The sequence below is a fragment of the Kribbella sp. NPDC004536 genome (assembly GCF_042873835.1).
GTDB lineage: Bacteria > Actinomycetota > Actinomycetes > Propionibacteriales > Kribbellaceae > Kribbella.
This window is the reverse complement of the sequence record NZ_JBIALY010000003.1, coordinates 1,200,322-1,216,679: the sequence shown is the minus strand read 5'-3', so window position 1 is coordinate 1,216,679 and position 16,358 is coordinate 1,200,322. Positions and strand designations below refer to the sequence as shown.

Here is a 16,358-nt window from a genome sequence, read left to right as displayed (position 1 = left end):
CATAGCAGCCTGCTCAGCCGCCAACCGCCGAGCCAACTCCTCAGCAGTCAACTCCTCAGGCTCATCCTCAACCGCCTCATCCCCGGCGTCCCCTCGAACGCCGTCACCGTCGACAGCCTCACCCCCGGCTGCCTCGCCGTTAGCGGCCTCGCCGCCAGCGCCCTCACCGTCAGCGGCCTCACCGTCAGCGCCCTTAACCTCAGCGGCCTCACCGCCAGCGCCCTCACCTCCGGCCGCCTCATCCTCAGCAGCCACACCCGCAGCCGCGTCGGCGTCAGCCGACGCACCTTCAACCGCCCCAGCTTCAGCCGCCCCAGCCCCAGCATCCACACCTGCGGCCGCCGGCACCTCACCCTCAGCCTCTCCTGCCTGCCCCTCAGCCGCCTGAGCTCCAGGCTCCTCGCCATTCGCCGCATCCGCCGCCGAATCACCCGGCGAAACCTCACCAGCACCCTCGCCCGACGCCCCAGCCTCGCCTGCAGAGTCCGCATCGAGCTCAGCACCACCAGCAGCTTCATCCGCCACACTGTCCCCAGCCGGCGCCCCCACACGCCCCTCAGCAGCCGCCCCAGAGGCATCCCCCGCCGACCCAACAGTGGCACCCTCGGCACCCTCGGCACCTGGATGGTCGCCGGTGCCCGCAGCCGCGTTGGCCGACACGCCGACCGCCTCCGCTTCAGAAGCATCTACCGCGTCGCCGGCAGACGCCCCCTCAGCGGCACCACCATCAGTCGCCTGCTCACGATCAGCCTCGGAGGGCCCATCCGCCCCACCGTCCGTCGAGCCCGTCGGCTCCGACCCACCGGCTCCGTCACCACCCGCGCCCGACTCGCCCGCACCGGAATCGTCCGAGCCAGAATCGTCCGAGCCAGAATCGTCCGAGCCAGAATCGCCTGTCGACGAGCTACTCGCCCCAACCAGTTCGTCGACGGATGTGGCGTGGTTCTCCTCCGGAGACGCACCTGCAGCCGCCTCAGCACTCGCGTCTACCTCAGCACTCGCGTCTACCTTCGCGCCCGCGTCTGCCTCAACATCCGCGCTGACCTCGGCGCCGGCGTCTACCTCAGCAGATGCTTCAGCCGCGGCGCTTGGATCGGTGTCCGAGGCTGCGTCCGCCGGGGCTGGCGTCGGCTGGTCCGACTTGGGGAGCCCGATGATGATGTTTCCGTATTCGAGCGGGAAGCCGTCCGCGGACTCGTCCGGCTCGTACACGACGCCGACAGCCGGGCGAGGACGGTCCTCAGGCGTGTTCAAACGTACGGCGGCATCGTCGCCTGCCGACGCACCACCCGATTCCTCGGGGGCTCCGGTCGCGTCGGAGCCATCTCCGCGCGCCTCTGAAGCAGGACTCCGTACGTCAGAAGCAGTACCTTCCGCGTCGGCTGCCGCAGATGCGCCCACGTCGGAACCGCCTACGGTCGAGTCGGCGTTCGCGTTCGCGTCCGCGCCGGGCTGGTCCGCGCCCGGCTGGTCCTCGGCGGCGGTGGAGTCCGCCGCCGCCGAGGAATCCGCCGCGGTGGAGCCTGCAGCCGTGGCATCCTCGGCGGCGGTCGTGTCGGTCGTGGGTTCTGCGGCGTCGGAGGCGTTCGGGCTCGTCGCGCCGGGAGCGTTGGGATCCGCGGTGGTCGTGGTGCTGTCGGCGCCGGCAGTGGACGTGCCACTGGAACCGTTGGCGGTGGCCGCGCCCGGGGCGCCGTCTGCGGACGTACCGGATGGGCTGCCGGCTGTTGACGTACCGGACGTACCGTCACCTGCCTGCGTACCGGATGCGCCCGCGCTCGCGGGCGTGCTGGATGTGCCGTCGCCGGCAGACGTACCGGAAGCGCCCTCGGCGGCGGGCGTACTCGTAGAGGCGTCGGCGATGGCCGCCTCGGCGTGGTTGTCGGCGGTGGAGCCGCCGGTGGTGGGCGTGTCGTCGGTGCTGGGGGGTGGAGACGACGGGGTGGGGGGCTGGTGGGGGGTCACGTCTTCGGGGGTCTTCTTGCGGCGGCGGCGCCAGAAGCCTCGGGGTTTGGGGGTGGACTGGGCGATGAGGTTCGCCAGCTCCTGGGCAGGCTGATCCTGGCTCGGAACCCGCGGTTCCGAACCTTCACCAGCTGCTGACCTGGTGTCAGCCACGGCGTCCACCCACGAGCACAGAGTGCCCGGTCGGACAGCGCAGAAGCAAAGTCATCGTCATCCCCGTTTGGCGGCGTGGACGGGTGGCAGTCACTGCGGTGGTGGATACGGACCGTATCCTCCCGGCGGTCCTTGCCCGTCGGGGGGTCCCGCCGGGTAACCGGCCTGACCGGCCGCGGAGCCGGATTGACCGGACGGATACCCGGACTGTTCGGGCGGTACGGCGTCCTGCGTGCGTTGGTACGGCGTCTGAGCGTCCCCGCCTGCGGCCCCCGGAAGCGGAGCTCCAGGTCCCATTGGCGGCGGGCTCATCGGCGGTACGGGGCCACCGGCCAGCGGGCCGCCGGGTCCGACCGGAGCCCCAGGCGCCATCGGAACACCGGGTCCACCCGGCCCCATCGGAGCAGGCCCTGGCCCCATGGCCGCCCCGGGTCCACCAGGACCCATCGGAGCGCCGGGGCCCATCGGGGCGCCGGGGCCGCCTGGACCCATTGGGGCTCCGGGGCCGCCTGGACCCATGGGGGTGCCGGCGTATGGCGGGGAGGCTTGGGCGAAGGCCGGCATCGGGGGGAACGGGACGCTCGGGCGGCGGTCGCGTAGTTCGTCCAGGAGGGCCTTCTCGGTTTCGAGGGCCTCGGGGCCGATGGTCTGGCGGACGATCTTGTCGCGCAGGTACGCCAACTCGGTCGCGTTGTGCTGGAACGCCTTCGCGGCCGCCTCCGCCTGCGGGCCGTACCGCCGGGCGTTCTGCCGCAGCGCCTTCCGCCCGCGGAGCGTGGCTATCAGCGGTACGTCCTGCGGTACCAACCACCCGAACCGCACGTAGTCATACAACCGGGAAGCGATCATCTGTCCCTCGCGTGATCGCATCACCAGTGCGAAGACCACCAGGCAGATGAACAGCGGCACCATCAGGCACAGGTACGCGAGGATGAATCCCCCGCCACCGGCCCAGCTGGCGGACGCGTTCCACGATGCGTGCGCGAGTACGGCGGCCAGGTAGCCGACCACGGGCGCGAGGAAGCGTACGACCGTACTTCGATGCCTGATCGCGACTCCGATGCCGATCGCGGTGAACGACGTGAAGAGCGGATGCGCGAACGGCGAGATCACACCGCGGATGATGAACAGCGCGAACGCCCCACGCAGACCCGCGTCACTGCCGGCCTCCTCGGAGAGCGTGTTGAAGACGCGGCCGTAGTACAGGATGTTCTCGGTGAAGGCGAAGCCGACGCCGACCATCCCGGCGTACACCAGGCCGTCGATGATGCCGTCGAACTCCTTGCGGCGCAGCAGCGCCAGCAGCAGGATCACGGAGCCCTTCGCGAACTCCTCCACCGGCGGCGCGACGAAGACCGCGGACCGGTCGCCACCGACGCCGGTCTCGGCCAGCCGGTGCGACACCTCGGTGTTGATGAAGATCGCGACCAGCGTCGCGATGAACGCGCCCCAGCAGAGCGCGAAGACGATGTACCTGGTCGGCTCGGGCTCGTAGCGGTCCAGCCAGAGGTACAGCGCGATCACCGGGATGACCGGGACGAACGCGAACACCAGGCCCCAGGTGAAGCCGCCGGCGCCGGTCGACTTGGCCACGATGCCGAAGATCACCAGACCCGCGATCGCGAACACGACCGCGATCACGATGCCGATCAGCACCCCCTGGTTGCGCCGCTGGCCGGGCACCGGATGGTTGCCGAGCACGTTCGGGTGCGGGTAGGGGCCGCCGGGCGAGTACGCCGACCCAGCCGCGGGTTGCGGCGCGCCGGACGGGCCTGGTGAGGGGTAACTCATGCACCGCAGCCTAGTTGGGGTCAAGATCCAGCGGCAGGACCACCCACTCAGCGTTACCGGGATGGAACGACAGCCCTGTACTTCGGCGCCGCCCCGGCCGCCCCGTTCGGGAACCCGGAGGCGGGATCACCCAGGTATCTGAGAGACTCTCCCTGCCACGCGCCCGTAGCTCAGCTGGATAGAGCGTCGGACTTCTAATCCGTTGGTCGCAGGTTCGAATCCTGCCGGGCGCGCCCATCAAATCTGCTGGAAACCGCGCCTTCCGTCGGCGGCCCCACGTGCTGGCTGCGGACGAGGGGCAGGAAGAGGTCGTCGACGATCGAGCGGATGCGTGCGGGCTTCAGGGGTCTGAGATCCATGAGCAAGTCGTGGCGCACAAGGTCGAAGGGCATGGCGAGTACGGCGGGTGGGATCCGTTCCAGGTCGATCTCGCCGCGGTCGTGGGCGCGTTGGTAGAGGGTTCGTACGCGCTTGAGGCGTTCGTCGCCGAGGATCCGGTCGCGCACCTGGGCTGGGGTGAGCCCGGCGCCGGTCATCAGGCCGGAGAAGGCTGCTGCTGTGGCGATGGCCCAGAAGGTGGCGCGGGCTTCGCCCATGCCTGTCAGTGCGGCGAGCAGGTCACCCCGCAGGGTTCCGGTGTCGGGAAGGTCGACCGGGTGGCTGACGCGGTAGTGCTCGAGCGCCGCGAGGACAAGCTCGTCCTTGTTCGCCCAGCGGCGGTACAGCACGGCGATGCCGGTGCCGGCGCGGGAGGCAACGGACTCCATGGTCAGCTTCGCGTATCCGGCCTCGACCAGCTCGTCCCAGGCCGCATCCAGGAGGGCGGCCTCGAGGGCGGGTCCGCGGCGGCGCTGGCGGGGAGGCGGTGCGGCAGGCGTGGTCACAACGTCACTATAAGGAAGGTTTGCATTCCCTAGCTGATGTGCGTAGCTTCGTAAGAGATGGATTCGTCTCTTAATGGAGGGCGGCGATGAGCATGGAGACCGGCACGCGGTCGGACTTCTTCACCGAGCCGAGGATGAACGGGCTGACCCGGGCGATGCTCGGGCGGGTTTACACGGGTGCGGCGGACACCGGGGAGACGCTGACGACGATCGACCGCGTCATCGACGGCGACCTCGACTCGTGGGCGGCCGAATGGGAGGCGACCGCGGACCGCGTCGCTGCCATCGGCGACGACTGTGTACGCCGAGGCCACCGCGTGAGCGGCCGGAACGCACTCCTGCGCGCCGCGACCTACTACACGGCGTGCGTCCTGGTGGTCGACGGCTGCAAGGAGCCGGAGGCGATCCGGACCCGGACGTTCGCCGCGTACCGGCGCTGCTGGGAGGAGTACCTGCGCCTGCTGGACAACCCGCCCCAGCCGCTGGAGATCCCCTACGAGGACATGACGATGCCCGGCTGGTTCTTCGCCGCCCCCGGCGAGGGCTTGAAGCCGACGCTGGTGATGGTCAACGGCGCCGACGGCGCGACCAGTTACCTGTGGCCCGGATACGGCTCCGAGGCGTCGGTGCGTGGCTACAACGTCGTGGTGTTCGACGGGCCCGGCCAGCAGCGCATGCTGTTCGAGCGGGGCGTCCCGTTCCGGCCCGACTGGGAGCACGTCGTCACACCGGTCGTCGACGCCACACTGAAGCTCCCGGGCGTGGACCCGGAGCGACTCGCCCTTTACGCCGTCAGTCAGGGCGGGTACTGGGCCCCGCGCGCTCTGGCGTTCGAGCACCGATTCGCGGCCGCAGTCATCGACGACGGCGTGGTCGATGTCTCCGCAGCCTGGCACGCCATGCTGTCGCCCGAACTGAAGGAACTTCTGGACAGCGGCGAGCGCGACGCCTTCAACGCCGCGATCGAACTCCTCCCCGCACGCGTCAAGTGGATCCTCGACTGGCGGGCCAAGCCGTACGGCTGCGCCACCTTCTACGACACCTTCCTCGAGGCCGCCCGCTACGAGATCACGCCGGAGCTCGCCGCGCGGATCACGACACCGGTGCTCATCGCCGACCCCGACCAGGAAGGCTATTTCGCCGGCCAGCCCCGGCGCCTCTACAAGATGATCCCCGGCGAGAAGGTCCACGTCCGCTTCACCGAGGCCGAGGGAGCCGCCGGACACTGCGAGCCGATGGCCCGCTCCCTCGCGGCCCAGCGGTTCTTCGACTTCCTCGACGACCACGTCGGACTCACCGGCTCCTGAGCGCGCCCTGTCAGCCTCTCAGGTAGTTCCTAGAGACTTCTCAGTCGCATCACGGGGCTTTCCGTGGCTGCCGTTCGTCTAACTGGGTGTGCACACGACAGTCATCGAAGGAGTTCTGCGGGGACGGGAGTTGCGGTACGCCGTCGACGCGGTCGTCGTACTCGCTGGGATACCGGGTGCCGGGGAGAGCACGTTCTTGCGCAGGGTGTTCGCGGACAGCCCGGTACGGGTGTACGACTCTGCCCACATCCGCGAACGCTGGATGCCTGTGCTTGGAGTACTCCCGTACGCGCTGTGGCGACCGCTGGTGCACCTCATCTACTACGTGACTCTCCTGAGCTCCATGCGGCGCGGTCAGGGCCCCATGGTGATCCACGACTGCGCTACGCGTCCCTGGGCACGGCGGCTGATCGGCTGGCGCGCCCGGCGGGCCGGCGTACCACTGCATCTGATCCTGCTCGACGTACCGGGCGATGTGGCGCGTTCGGGGCAGTGGGCGCGCGGTCGCGTCGTACGGGCGGGAAGCATGGAGACGCACTGCCGTCGCTGGCCGGACGTGGTGTCTCAGGCGGAGCGCGATCCAGGCAGTGTCGTACCGGGGGCGTTGTCGGCGGTCGTTCTGTCCAGAGGCGAGGCGAACAGGGTCGAGCGAGTCACGTTCGCCTGAGGTCTGGTTGCGGTGACCGTTACGCGGGAACATGCGTGGTGTCAGCCGGTGATCTACGGCTAGCCGTCCTCACCGGCCGACGTTCGAGGGACCCCGCCCACTCGGTCCCGTGATGCCTCTGGAGGACAAGTGAGGATCGAACGTACGCCACGGATGCGCCGTGCCGCTCAGTTGCTGGTTGTCGTCGGTGCGGTCGCCGCTTCCCTGTGCGCCCTGCCGGCTGAGGCCAAAGCCCCGTCGCCGACCGCACGGCTCGCAGCGGCACAGGCCGCCGTGGAACAGTCAGGAGTACGAGGCGTTGCCTGGTACGCGGACCCATCCGCAGGCAAGGTCGTTGTGACAGCTGACAGCACGGTCTCCGCCAAGGACTTCGCGTCGCTGCAGCGCGACGGTGTGCAGGTCAACAGGAGCAACGGTGTCTTCAGGCCGTTGCTGGCTGCAGGCGATGCGATCTACGGCGGACAGTACCGCTGCTCGCTCGGCTTCAACGTCCAGAAGGGCGGCAGCTACTACTTCCTGACGGCCGGCCACTGCGGCAAGGTCGCCAAGACCTGGTACACCAACTCCAACCACAGCACGCTGATCGGCCCGACCGTCGGCTACAGCTTCCCGGGCAACGACTACGCGCTCGTGCAGTACACGAACAGCTCGCTCAGCCACCCGGGCGGATTCACCGCGGCCAACGCGGTCGTCGGTGAGACCGTGACCCGCAAGGGATCAACCACCGGCGTCCACAGCGGCAAGGTCACGGCGCTCAACGTCACCGTGCGGTACTCCAGCGGCGGCAAGGTCGGCGGCCTGATCCAGACCACCGTCTGCGCCGAGCCGGGCGACTCCGGCGGCCCGCTGTACGACGGCACGAAGGCACTCGGCCTGACCTCCGGCGGCAGCGGCGACTGCAGCAGCGGGGGTACGACGTTCTTCCAGCCGGTGACCGAAGCCGCGTCCGCGTACGGGGTCACCGTCTACTGATCGGAAACTGTCGGCGGCGCCTGATTTAGTGATTCCTCTTGATGGGGAGGAGTCAACGATGAAGATTCGAGTCGGGCGTGAGGTGCTGGCCGAGGCGGTCGGCTGGGTGGCTCGTGGGCTGCCCAGCCGTCCGAGCGTGCCGATTCTCGCCGGGATGGTGGTCGACGCCGCGGACGGTCAGGTGACGCTGTCCGGGTTCGACTACGAGAGTTCTGCGCAGGTGAGCGTGCCGGCGGAGGTGGCCGACGAGGGGCGGGTGCTGGTCTCCGGGCGGTTGCTGTCGGACATCTGCAAGAGCATGCCGCGTGACTCGGTGGATCTGAGCGGTGAGGCGGCTCGGGTCCAGGTGAGCAGCGGCGCCGCCCGGTTCGTCCTTCATACGTTGCCGATCGACGAGTATCCGCCACTGCCGGAGATCCCGGCGGCCAGCGGTGTGGTCGACGGCGCCGAGTTCGCGCGGGCGGTCGCGCAGGTGGTCAGCGCCGCCGGGCGGGACGACACGCTGCCGGTGTTCACCGGGATCCGGCTGGAGATCCGCGGGCCGGTGATCTCCCTGCTCGCCACCGATCGGTACCGGCTCGCCGTCCGGACGCTCCCCTGGCAGCCGATCGACGCCGCGGTCGAGACGAATGCGCTGGTCCCGGCCAAGCTGCTGCTCGACGTGACGAAGGCGATGGCCGGACACGAGCTCACCCTGGCGCTCGGTTCGACCCGCACCGGGGACGGGCTGATCGGGTTCGAGGGCGGCGGCCGGCACGCGACCAGCCGGCTGATCGACGGGGAGTTCCCGAAGGTCCGCGGCCTGATCCCGGCGGAGAATGCGATCACGTCGACGGTCACCGTGGAGACTGCGGCGCTCGTCGAGGCAGTCAAGCGGGTCGCACTGGTCGCTGAACGGTCGACGCCGGTCCGGATCACGTTCGCCGATGGGACGGCGACGCTCGACGCAGGCAACGGCGAGGAGGCGCAGGCGTCCGAAGCCGTCGGGATCACGCTCAACGGGGAGCCCGTGGTGACGGGCTTCAACGCCGGTTACCTGCTGGATGGTCTGGCCTCGCTGGGCACTCCGATCGCGCACTTCGCGTTCACGCGACCGACCAAGCCGGCGAACCTGACCGGCCTACGATCACCGGAGGACACCCCGTCGAGCGACGCCGCCTACATCCTGATGCCGATGCGCCTGCCCACCTGATGTCAAACTGCCGCCGACGGCTCCGACCAGAGGTCAAACCAAGGAGGAGCAGATGGAATTCGAGCGGCACTGCGCTCAGATCGTCGAACAGGCCGAGCTGCTGGCGAAGCACCTTGCCGAGGGCAAGGCCGATCGACAACCCGACGACCCGGTTCACCGCGCGGCGGATGGTGCACGAGACCGCGATGCACCGTGCCGACGTGGCGCTCGCGCTCGGCATCCCGTACGAGCTCGATCCCGAGGTGGCGGCGGACGGGATGGACGAGTGGATGGAGCTCGGCGCGCTGCCGTTCCACTTCGAGGTGCATCCGTGGATGCGGGAGCTCCTCGGTCCGGAGCGGACGCTGAAGTACGCCGGACCCGAGCAGTCGTGGGTGGTCGACCTGACCGGTGATGTGATCGACTGGCGGCACAGCGACGTGGTGGCCGCGGTCACGGTCAGCGGGCCGGTGACCAACCTGCTGCTGCATTTGTACAAGCGCAGCGACGCCGGCACCGCGGTCGACGGCGACCAGGAACTGCTCGACTACTACCGGGAGCGCGTGAGCTTTGGTTGAGGACGTGATCGCGCGGTATCTCGCGCGCCGGGATCCGATCGAGCGGCCGGTGGACCTCGTCGTACTGATGGGCTCCGCCGTCCTCGAATCGGTCGAGGTCGCGGCGGAGGCGCATCGTGTGCACGCGGCGCCGGTCCTGGTCAACGGCGGGATCGGCCACTCCACGCAGTACCTGGACGACGCGGTCCGGCGGCGCGGGCTCGACCTCGGCACCGGCCGGCCGGAGGCGCACGTCTTCCGGGATCTGCTGCTGCGGTACGGCGTCGGCGCGGACCAGATCGTCGTCGAGGACCGGTCGACAAACTGCGGCGAGAACGCGGACTTCACCCGGCGGCTGATCGACGCCCCGAAGACCCTGCTGCTCATCCAGGACCCGACGATGCAACGCCGTACGCACGCCTGCTTCGTTCGCTCGTTCGCCGACCTCCCCGGTACGACCCTGCTCAGCCATGCCCCGCTCATCCCGTGGATCGGCCCGGACCACGTCAGCGCCGGACCGGACCAACCAGAGATCTGGTCCCACGAGCGCTTCCGCTCGCTCCTCCTCGGCGAGGTCCACCGCCTCTCCCCCGACGTCTACGGCCCGAACGGCCGCAACTTCATCGACCACGTCGACATCCCGTCCGAAGTACTTGCCGCCTACAACGAACTGGCGTCAGCCCACCCTCAGGATGTCCGCTGACCGACGGCGTACACCAGCTCCGCCGCGCGCTGCCGCACGCGCTCGTCCGGGTCCTCGTCGGCGACCCGCTCGACGAGCGGCAACAGCACGTCCGCCCAGCGCAGGTACGCGATGCTGCGGATCGCGGCGGCCCGGATCATCGGATGCTCGAACGACAGCCCGCCGACGAGCTGGGTGGCCGTCCGCTCGTCGAACTCCGGTGGCGCACCGAGCCCGAGCCGGAAGAGCGCCTGCACAACCTCCGCAGCGCTCTGCGCCGGCTCGATCCCGAACAACAGCTCGTCGGTGGAGTAGGCGTCGAGCCGCGCCGCGAGTTCGTCGAAGCGCTCTGAAACCGTGGCCTCTTCGGAACCACGCAGGTTGCACGCGAGCTCACCCGACGTGCGATCGCGGCAGAGGAACAGCGAGACGTCGTCCAAGACCCAGTAGTTCTCCGCATCCGCCGGGAGGTAGCCGAGCTCCTCGACGACCTGCAAGGCGTCCTCGTCGGAGTCTCGAAGGACAAGCGTCACGCTTTTGAAGGTCCGCACGGAAGAGTCCTATCAACCATGCGGGTCGTCATCCGTAGGTAGCACGACGGGATCCTGCTCAGGGTTGACGATCGCCTCGACGCGCCTCGGCAGACTACGGCTGTGGATTCCAGGGCGGGCAGGCTGCACGAGGTCGATCTGTTGCGGATCTTCGCGGCGGTGGCGGTGATGGCGTACCACTACCTGTTCTCCGCGTACGCCGGTGGGCTGAGCGGGCTGCGGTTTCCGCACATCGACGTGGTGGCGCGGTACGGGTACCTCGGGGTCGATCTGTTCTTCACGATCAGCGGTTTCGTCGTGCTGCTCAGTGCATGGGACCGCAGTCCGCGTTCGTTCCTGGTCTCACGAGCAGTACGTCTCTACCCGGCGTACTGGATCGCCGTCACGCTGACCGCGTTCGTCTCGGTGGCGTTCGGCCAGGGGCGGTTCCCGGTCTCCCTCCCGCAGTACCTGGCGAATCTGACCATGTTCAACTCGCTGCCGAACATCCAGAACGTCGACGTCGTCTACTGGACGTTGTGGGCCGAGCTCCGGTTCTACGCGATGATCCTGGTGCTGACCTGGATCGGCATCACCGCCCGCCGGGTCACGATCTTCTGCTGGGCGTGGCTGGCCGCGACCTTCGGCTACCAGGCCGGACTGTTGCCGCACGCAACCGATCTGGTGCTGAACACCCAGTTCGCGCACTATTTCATCGCCGGGATGGCACTGTGCCTGATCCACCGGTACGGCGTGACGCGGCAGACGCTGGCAATCGTCGCGATCTCGCTCGGCAACGCGATCTACCGCGGGATCGGGTTCGCCGACCGGGTCGGGCTGCGCTACCACACCGAGATCCGGAGAACGATCGTGGTCGCGATCATCGTGGCGATCTTCGCGGTCATGCTCGCGATCGCGCTGAAGCTCACGCACCGGCTCGGCCGGCCGTGGTTCGCGATCCTCGGCGCGCTCACCTACCCGCTGTACCTGGTGCACGCGCACCTCGGGTTCATCATCTTCGAGCGCCTCGGCGACCAGGTGAACCACGTCCTCCTGGTCGCCACGACGATGCTGCTGATGGTCGGTGTCGCGGCCGCTCTCCACTACGGCGTAGAGCGACCGCTCACACCTCGGCTTAAACGCCTACTGAGCAGACCGGCTCAGCTAGTGCCGAGGTAGCCCGTCAGGGCCTTCGCCAGAGTCTCAGGCGGAAGCGTGTGGAAAGTGCCGTCATGACCGCCGACGCTGCCGTGCCGCAGTGCGGCTGCGGTCTCTCGTACCGCACGCTGCAGCCACTCCGGGCTGGCGTTGCTGTAGAGCCCGAGCGTCGGGACATCGACAGACCCGAGTAGCTCAGTCGGTACGGCGCTGTCACCCATCTGCAGCGCGTCGTACACCAGTGTGGGCGCCATAGCCTCCAGCCCGGACCACATAGGCGTCTGGCGAATCTGCTCGACCACCTCCTTCGGCTGACCGACTGCCTCCACCATGAACAGCTCAGCCGCACCACCGGGGTTCCCAGCGGCTACGTACTCCTGCAGCCGCTCCACGTACCGCTCCGGCACCGGCGGCGCACCCTCGACACGGAACGGCGGCTCCACAACCACCTGCTTCTCGAACGGGAGCCCTGCCTGCAGCAGCACCATGCTGCCCGACGAGAACGCACAGGCGTACCGAGCGTCAGTGGCCGACCGCACTGCGTCCAGGTCCTCCCACTCACGCTCCACGGCGTACGGGAGGGTGTCACCTGAGTCACCGCGACCACGCCGGTCGTAGCTGATCACCGTGTATGCCGACGACAGCGCCTCGGCGTACTCCGCGAAGTACGCGCGGCCGGTGAACGCCCCGGCGATCAGTACCAACCCCGGTCCCCTGCCCGTCACGTCGTACGCGAGCTCCGTGCCGTCCTTCGAAACGACCTTGTCCATCAGAAGGCTCCTCTCTCTGACAGACCGTCGAACGGGCCGCCGCGAAGCAGACACAGTGTGACCCAGTTCACATCAATCGCGGGACTGACTCATTACAGTTGGATTATGTATACGGGCGACTGCACACCGCATCCGGAGCATTGATGTTGCTCCGCCAACTGGAGTACCTCGTCGCCCTCGCGCGGGAGAAGCACTTCGCCCGGGCGGCGGACGCCTGTTACGTCTCGCAGCCGTCGTTGTCGGCCGCGATCCGCAAGCTCGAGCAGGAGCTCGACGTACCGATCGTGCGCCGCGGCCGCCGGTTCGAGGGGCTGACGCCCGAGGGCGAGCGGGTCCTGCTCTGGGCGCAGCGCATCCTCGCCGAGCAGGACGCGCTCCGGCACGAGCTGTCGATGATGCGCGGCGGCCTGACCGGCACCCTCCGGCTCGGGGCGATCCCGACCGCGATGCCGGTCGTCTCGCTGCTCACCACGCCGTTCTGCGAGCGGCACCCGAACGCGCGCGTCACGCTCGAGTCGCTGTCGTCGCGGGACATCACCCAGAAGCTGGCTGAGTTCGACCTCGACGTCGCGATGACGTACCTCGACGACGACACGCTCGGCCAGGTACGGAAGACACCGCTGTACGAGGAGCGGTACCTGCTGCTGACGCCGAAGCACAGCCCGCTCGCCGAGCTGCCGGTCGCGACGTGGGCGCAGGTCGCGGAGCTGCCGCTCTGCCTGCTCTCCCCTGACATGCGCAACCGGCGGATCATGAACGGGTACTTCACCGACGACGGCGCCACCGCCACACCGTCGATCGAGAGCGACACGGTCTCGGGCCTCTACAGCCACCTGCACGGCAACCACTGGTCGACGGTGATCTCGCACGCGTGGCTGCACATGTTCGGCGTACCGGACGGGATGCGTGTCGTACCGCTGAAACGGCCGGCGAACGGGCCGCGGGTCGGCCTGGTGATCGCGGCGCGCAGCCCTGAGCCGGTGCAGGCGCGCGCTTTGCTCGACGTGGCGCGGCAGGCCGGCGTACACAAGGCCCTCGACGATCTGCTCGACGTACACCTGATGGATTCGGGCTATCTCGACATAGCGAGCAAGTCTTTGACCGCCGGAGCTTGACCCGGCGATGGTGGAAATCCCTTCGAAACAAGGAGATTCCCCATCATGGCGAAGATTGTGTGCGTACTGTACGACGACCCCACCGACGGCTATCCGGCCTCCTACGCGCGCGAGGGCATCCCCTCGATCGAGCGTTACCCGGACGGGCAGACGACGCCGACCCCGAAGGCGATCGACTTCACGCCGGGCGCGCTGCTCGGAAGCGTGTCGGGTGAACTCGGGCTGCGGAGGTTCCTCGAGAGCCAGGGGCACACGCTCGTCGTACTGACGGACAAGGACGCGGCGCTCGATCGCGAGCTGCCCGACACGGATGTGGTGATCTCGCAACCGTTCTGGCCGGCGTACCTGACCGCCGAGCGGATCGCCAACGCGCCGAAGCTCAAGCTCGCGATCACGGCTGGGATCGGGTCGGACCACGTCGACCTGGACGCCGCGATCGCGCACGGCGTGACGGTTGCCGAGGTCACCTACTCGAACAGCATCAGCGTCGCCGAACACGTGGTGATGATGATCCTCGGGCTCGTCCGCAACTACCTGCCGTCGCATCAGGTCGTCCGCGACGGCGGGTGGAACATCGCGGACTGCGTGGCCCGTTCGTACGACCTCGAAGGCATGCACGTCGGTACGGTCGCGGCCGGGCGGATCGGTACGGCCGTACTGCGGCGGCTCGCGCCGTTCGACGTACACCTGCACTACACCGACCGGCATCGGCTGCCGGAGTCGGTCGAGCGCGAACTCGGGCTGACGTTCCACCCGAGCGCGGCTGACATGGTGCCGTACTGCGATGTCGTGACGATCAACGCGCCGCTGCATCCGGAGACCGAGGGGCTGTTCGGGGACGAGTTGCTCGCGACGATGAAGCGTGGGGCGTACCTCATCAACACGGCGCGGGCGAAGATCGCGGACCGGGACGCGATCGTGCGGGCGCTGGAGAGCGGACAACTGGCCGGGTACGCCGGCGACGTCTGGTACCCGCAGCCCGCACCGGCGGATCACCCGTGGCGGACCATGCCGCACCACGGGATGACGCCGCACATCTCCGGGTCGACCCTGTCCGCGCAGGCCCGGTACGCGGCCGGGACGCGGGAGATCCTCGAGTGCTGGCTGAGCGGTACGCCGATCCGTGACGACTATCTGATTGTTGACAATCGACAGCTGGCGGGTACCGGAGCGCGTTCGTACTCGGCGCGGGTGTAAGCGGGATCACCCTGAGACAGGGCATACCGGGCCGGGCGGGCTGGTTCAATGTATACAGAAGCCAGAATTCAATGAGAGGTGGAAATGATCTTCACACGTAGGTTCGGTGCGTTGGCGGCGCGGCCGCGGTTCCCGGATGCCCCGGAGCTGCAGGAGCTGGACGCGCTCGACCTGGAGCTCGCCGAACTGACCGGACAGGACGCCCGGGACGACGCCGAGGAGTCGGCGGCCTGAACAGCTAGGACAAACCATGGCACTTGGTAGACTGTCTACCAAGTGCCATGACTGTAGGACCGGGAAGGGACCTCATGACGACGATCAGTGCGGGGCCAGGGGCGGGCGCGGAACCGGCAGGCACACGGCACGTCAAGCGGCCGCAGCCGCTGCGCGAGTCGGTGTACGAGGCCCTCACCGAGATGATCATCGACGGCACCCTCGAGCGCGGCCGGCACCTGGTCGAGGTCGAGCTCGCCGAACTGCTCGGTGTCTCCCGCCAGCCGGTCCGCGAGGCCCTGCAGCGGCTGAACAACGAGGGCTGGGTGGACCTGCGCCCCGGGTTCGGCGCAATGGTGCACGTCCCCGCCGAGGACGAGGTCGACCAACTGCTCGCGGCCCGCGCCGCCCTGGAGTCGGAGTCCGCCCGGCTCGCCGCGCGGCACGCGTCGAAGGACGACGTCGCGAAACTCCGCGACCTGTGCAAGATCGGCACCGCGTACCAGGAGGCCGGCGACATCGACGGCACCGTACGTACCAACGGCGAACTCCACAGCCTCATCACCCAGATGTCCGGCAACCGCTTCCTCGTCGACTTCGCCGCCCAGGTCGACCGCCGCGTCCGCTGGTACTACACCCCCGTCGCCCCGGTCCGCGGCGCCGCGTCCTGGCGCGAACACAACCGCCTGGTCAAAGCCATCAGCGAAGCCGACGAAGACAAAGCCGCCCAAATCATGCGAGAACACACCGAACACACCCGCAAGGCCTACCACGACCTCCAAGCAACCCAACCCACCCCCGCCCCCACCGACACACCCCCCAAACCCCGCCGCCGCCGCACTACCTGATCCGCACCTGATAGGCGACGAACCGCTCCGACAATCCGGACCCGTGCCGGAGGTAGAGGTTCTGCGCACCCGTCGGACTCTCCCCGTCGACGGTCAGCCGCACCTCGCGCCCGCGGCACCGTTCGAGCATCGACCCCAGCAGCGCTGACCCCACACTCCGCCCACGCCACTCGGGCACGGGTCCCGATCGGCCCCAGCTCGACATCGCCGTGAGCGAGCACAAACCCGGCGACGCTGCCATCCGGTGTCAGCGCCAGCACGCTTTCGTCGGCAGGACCGCTCCATGAGCCGGCCGGTTCCACCAGCCGCTGATCGCGGTACGCGGACACGTACGCACGGTCGAACTCGTACGACGACACGTCCGAAAGCCCGCCGTAC

Annotated in this window: 18 protein-coding genes and 1 tRNA gene; 13 read left to right on the top strand and 6 right to left on the bottom strand. The window is 68.7% G+C overall.

The window, feature by feature from the left end:
* Positions 1-47: 47 nt before the first annotated feature.
* A complete protein-coding gene (locus ACFYRU_RS31155) occupies positions 48-518 on the bottom strand; it encodes a hypothetical protein (protein WP_387665060.1) in 471 nt (156 codons plus the stop codon).
* 638 nt (positions 519-1,156) lie between these two features.
* Between ACFYRU_RS31155 and ACFYRU_RS31150 the strand changes: the two genes are divergently transcribed.
* Entirely contained in the window at positions 1,157-2,059 is a 903-nt protein-coding gene (locus ACFYRU_RS31150) for a hypothetical protein (RefSeq protein WP_387665057.1), read from the top strand.
* Between the two features lie 149 nt (positions 2,060-2,208).
* Here ACFYRU_RS31150 and ACFYRU_RS31145 read toward each other — a convergent pair whose 3' ends face one another.
* Positions 2,209-3,909, bottom strand: coding sequence for a PrsW family intramembrane metalloprotease (locus ACFYRU_RS31145; RefSeq protein ID WP_387665055.1), 1,701 nt, complete (start codon positions 3,907-3,909; stop codon positions 2,209-2,211).
* A gap of 159 nt (positions 3,910-4,068) precedes the next feature.
* On the opposite strand from ACFYRU_RS31145, the gene ACFYRU_RS31140 reads away from it, so the two are divergent.
* Positions 4,069-4,142 (top strand) — tRNA-Arg (locus ACFYRU_RS31140).
* On the opposite strand, the gene ACFYRU_RS31135 is transcribed toward ACFYRU_RS31140, so the two are convergent.
* Positions 4,104-4,676, bottom strand: coding sequence for a TetR/AcrR family transcriptional regulator C-terminal ligand-binding domain-containing protein (locus ACFYRU_RS31135; protein ID WP_387666060.1), 573 nt, complete (start codon positions 4,674-4,676; stop codon positions 4,104-4,106). The two genes, ACFYRU_RS31140 and ACFYRU_RS31135, sit on opposite strands and share 39 nt — an antisense overlap.
* Before the next feature lie 203 nt (positions 4,677-4,879).
* Here ACFYRU_RS31135 and ACFYRU_RS31130 point away from each other — a divergent pair, with 203 nt between their 5' ends.
* From ACFYRU_RS31130 to ACFYRU_RS31105, 6 genes are all read left to right on the top strand, one after another.
* Positions 4,880-6,100 carry an alpha/beta hydrolase family protein gene (locus ACFYRU_RS31130; protein WP_387665053.1) on the top strand — a complete coding sequence of 407 codons (1,221 nt, stop codon included), beginning with the start codon at positions 4,880-4,882 and terminating at the stop codon, positions 6,098-6,100.
* Between the two features lie 88 nt (positions 6,101-6,188).
* On the top strand, positions 6,189-6,767 hold the full coding sequence (locus ACFYRU_RS31125; RefSeq protein ID WP_387665050.1) for an AAA family ATPase: 579 nt from the start codon (positions 6,189-6,191) through the stop codon (positions 6,765-6,767).
* 129 nt (positions 6,768-6,896) lie between these two features.
* Positions 6,897-7,739 carry a S1 family peptidase gene (locus ACFYRU_RS31120; RefSeq protein WP_387665047.1) on the top strand — a complete coding sequence of 281 codons (843 nt, stop codon included), beginning with the start codon at positions 6,897-6,899 and terminating at the stop codon, positions 7,737-7,739.
* Positions 7,740-7,797: 58 nt separating this feature from the next.
* Positions 7,798-8,931, top strand: coding sequence for a DNA polymerase III subunit beta (dnaN, locus tag ACFYRU_RS31115; protein ID WP_387665045.1), 1,134 nt, complete (start codon positions 7,798-7,800; stop codon positions 8,929-8,931).
* Positions 8,932-9,044: 113 nt separating this feature from the next.
* On the top strand, positions 9,045-9,488 hold the full coding sequence (locus ACFYRU_RS31110) for a hypothetical protein (protein ID WP_387665043.1): 444 nt from the start codon (positions 9,045-9,047) through the stop codon (positions 9,486-9,488).
* Positions 9,489-9,492: 4 nt separating this feature from the next.
* On the top strand, positions 9,493-10,170 hold the full coding sequence (locus tag ACFYRU_RS31105; protein ID WP_387665040.1) for a YdcF family protein: 678 nt from the start codon (positions 9,493-9,495) through the stop codon (positions 10,168-10,170).
* On the opposite strand, the gene ACFYRU_RS31100 is transcribed toward ACFYRU_RS31105, so the two are convergent.
* Positions 10,155-10,682: a HEAT repeat domain-containing protein gene (locus tag ACFYRU_RS31100; protein WP_387665038.1), complete on the bottom strand. Its 528-nt coding sequence runs from the start codon at positions 10,680-10,682 to the stop codon at positions 10,155-10,157. The genes ACFYRU_RS31105 and ACFYRU_RS31100 overlap by 16 nt on opposite strands.
* A 120-nt stretch (positions 10,683-10,802) precedes the next feature.
* Between ACFYRU_RS31100 and ACFYRU_RS31095 the strand changes: the two genes are divergently transcribed.
* Positions 10,803-11,858, top strand: coding sequence for an acyltransferase family protein (locus tag ACFYRU_RS31095; protein WP_387665035.1), 1,056 nt, complete (start codon positions 10,803-10,805; stop codon positions 11,856-11,858).
* On the opposite strand, the gene ACFYRU_RS31090 is transcribed toward ACFYRU_RS31095, so the two are convergent.
* Positions 11,840-12,607, bottom strand: coding sequence for an alpha/beta fold hydrolase (locus ACFYRU_RS31090; protein WP_387665032.1), 768 nt, complete (start codon positions 12,605-12,607; stop codon positions 11,840-11,842). The genes ACFYRU_RS31095 and ACFYRU_RS31090 overlap by 19 nt on opposite strands.
* Positions 12,608-12,750: 143 nt before the next feature.
* Here ACFYRU_RS31090 and ACFYRU_RS31085 point away from each other — a divergent pair, with 143 nt between their 5' ends.
* From ACFYRU_RS31085 to ACFYRU_RS31070, 4 genes are all read left to right on the top strand, one after another.
* Positions 12,751-13,722 carry a LysR substrate-binding domain-containing protein gene (locus ACFYRU_RS31085; protein ID WP_387665030.1) on the top strand — a complete coding sequence of 324 codons (972 nt, stop codon included), beginning with the start codon at positions 12,751-12,753 and terminating at the stop codon, positions 13,720-13,722.
* 45 nt (positions 13,723-13,767) lie between these two features.
* Positions 13,768-14,919 (top strand): NAD-dependent formate dehydrogenase, encoded by a 1,152-nt coding sequence (locus ACFYRU_RS31080; RefSeq protein ID WP_387665028.1) that lies wholly within the window; start codon positions 13,768-13,770, stop codon positions 14,917-14,919.
* 84 nt (positions 14,920-15,003) lie between these two features.
* Positions 15,004-15,153: a hypothetical protein gene (locus ACFYRU_RS31075; RefSeq protein WP_387665026.1), complete on the top strand. Its 150-nt coding sequence runs from the start codon at positions 15,004-15,006 to the stop codon at positions 15,151-15,153.
* A gap of 74 nt (positions 15,154-15,227) precedes the next feature.
* Positions 15,228-15,980, top strand: a complete 753-nt coding sequence (locus ACFYRU_RS31070) for a GntR family transcriptional regulator (protein ID WP_387665024.1) — start codon at positions 15,228-15,230, stop codon at positions 15,978-15,980.
* Here ACFYRU_RS31070 and ACFYRU_RS31065 read toward each other — a convergent pair.
* Positions 15,973-16,110, bottom strand: a complete 138-nt coding sequence (locus ACFYRU_RS31065; protein ID WP_387665022.1) for a hypothetical protein — start codon at positions 16,108-16,110, stop codon at positions 15,973-15,975. The two genes, ACFYRU_RS31070 and ACFYRU_RS31065, sit on opposite strands and share 8 nt — an antisense overlap.
* Positions 16,111-16,358: the final 248 nt, after the last annotated feature.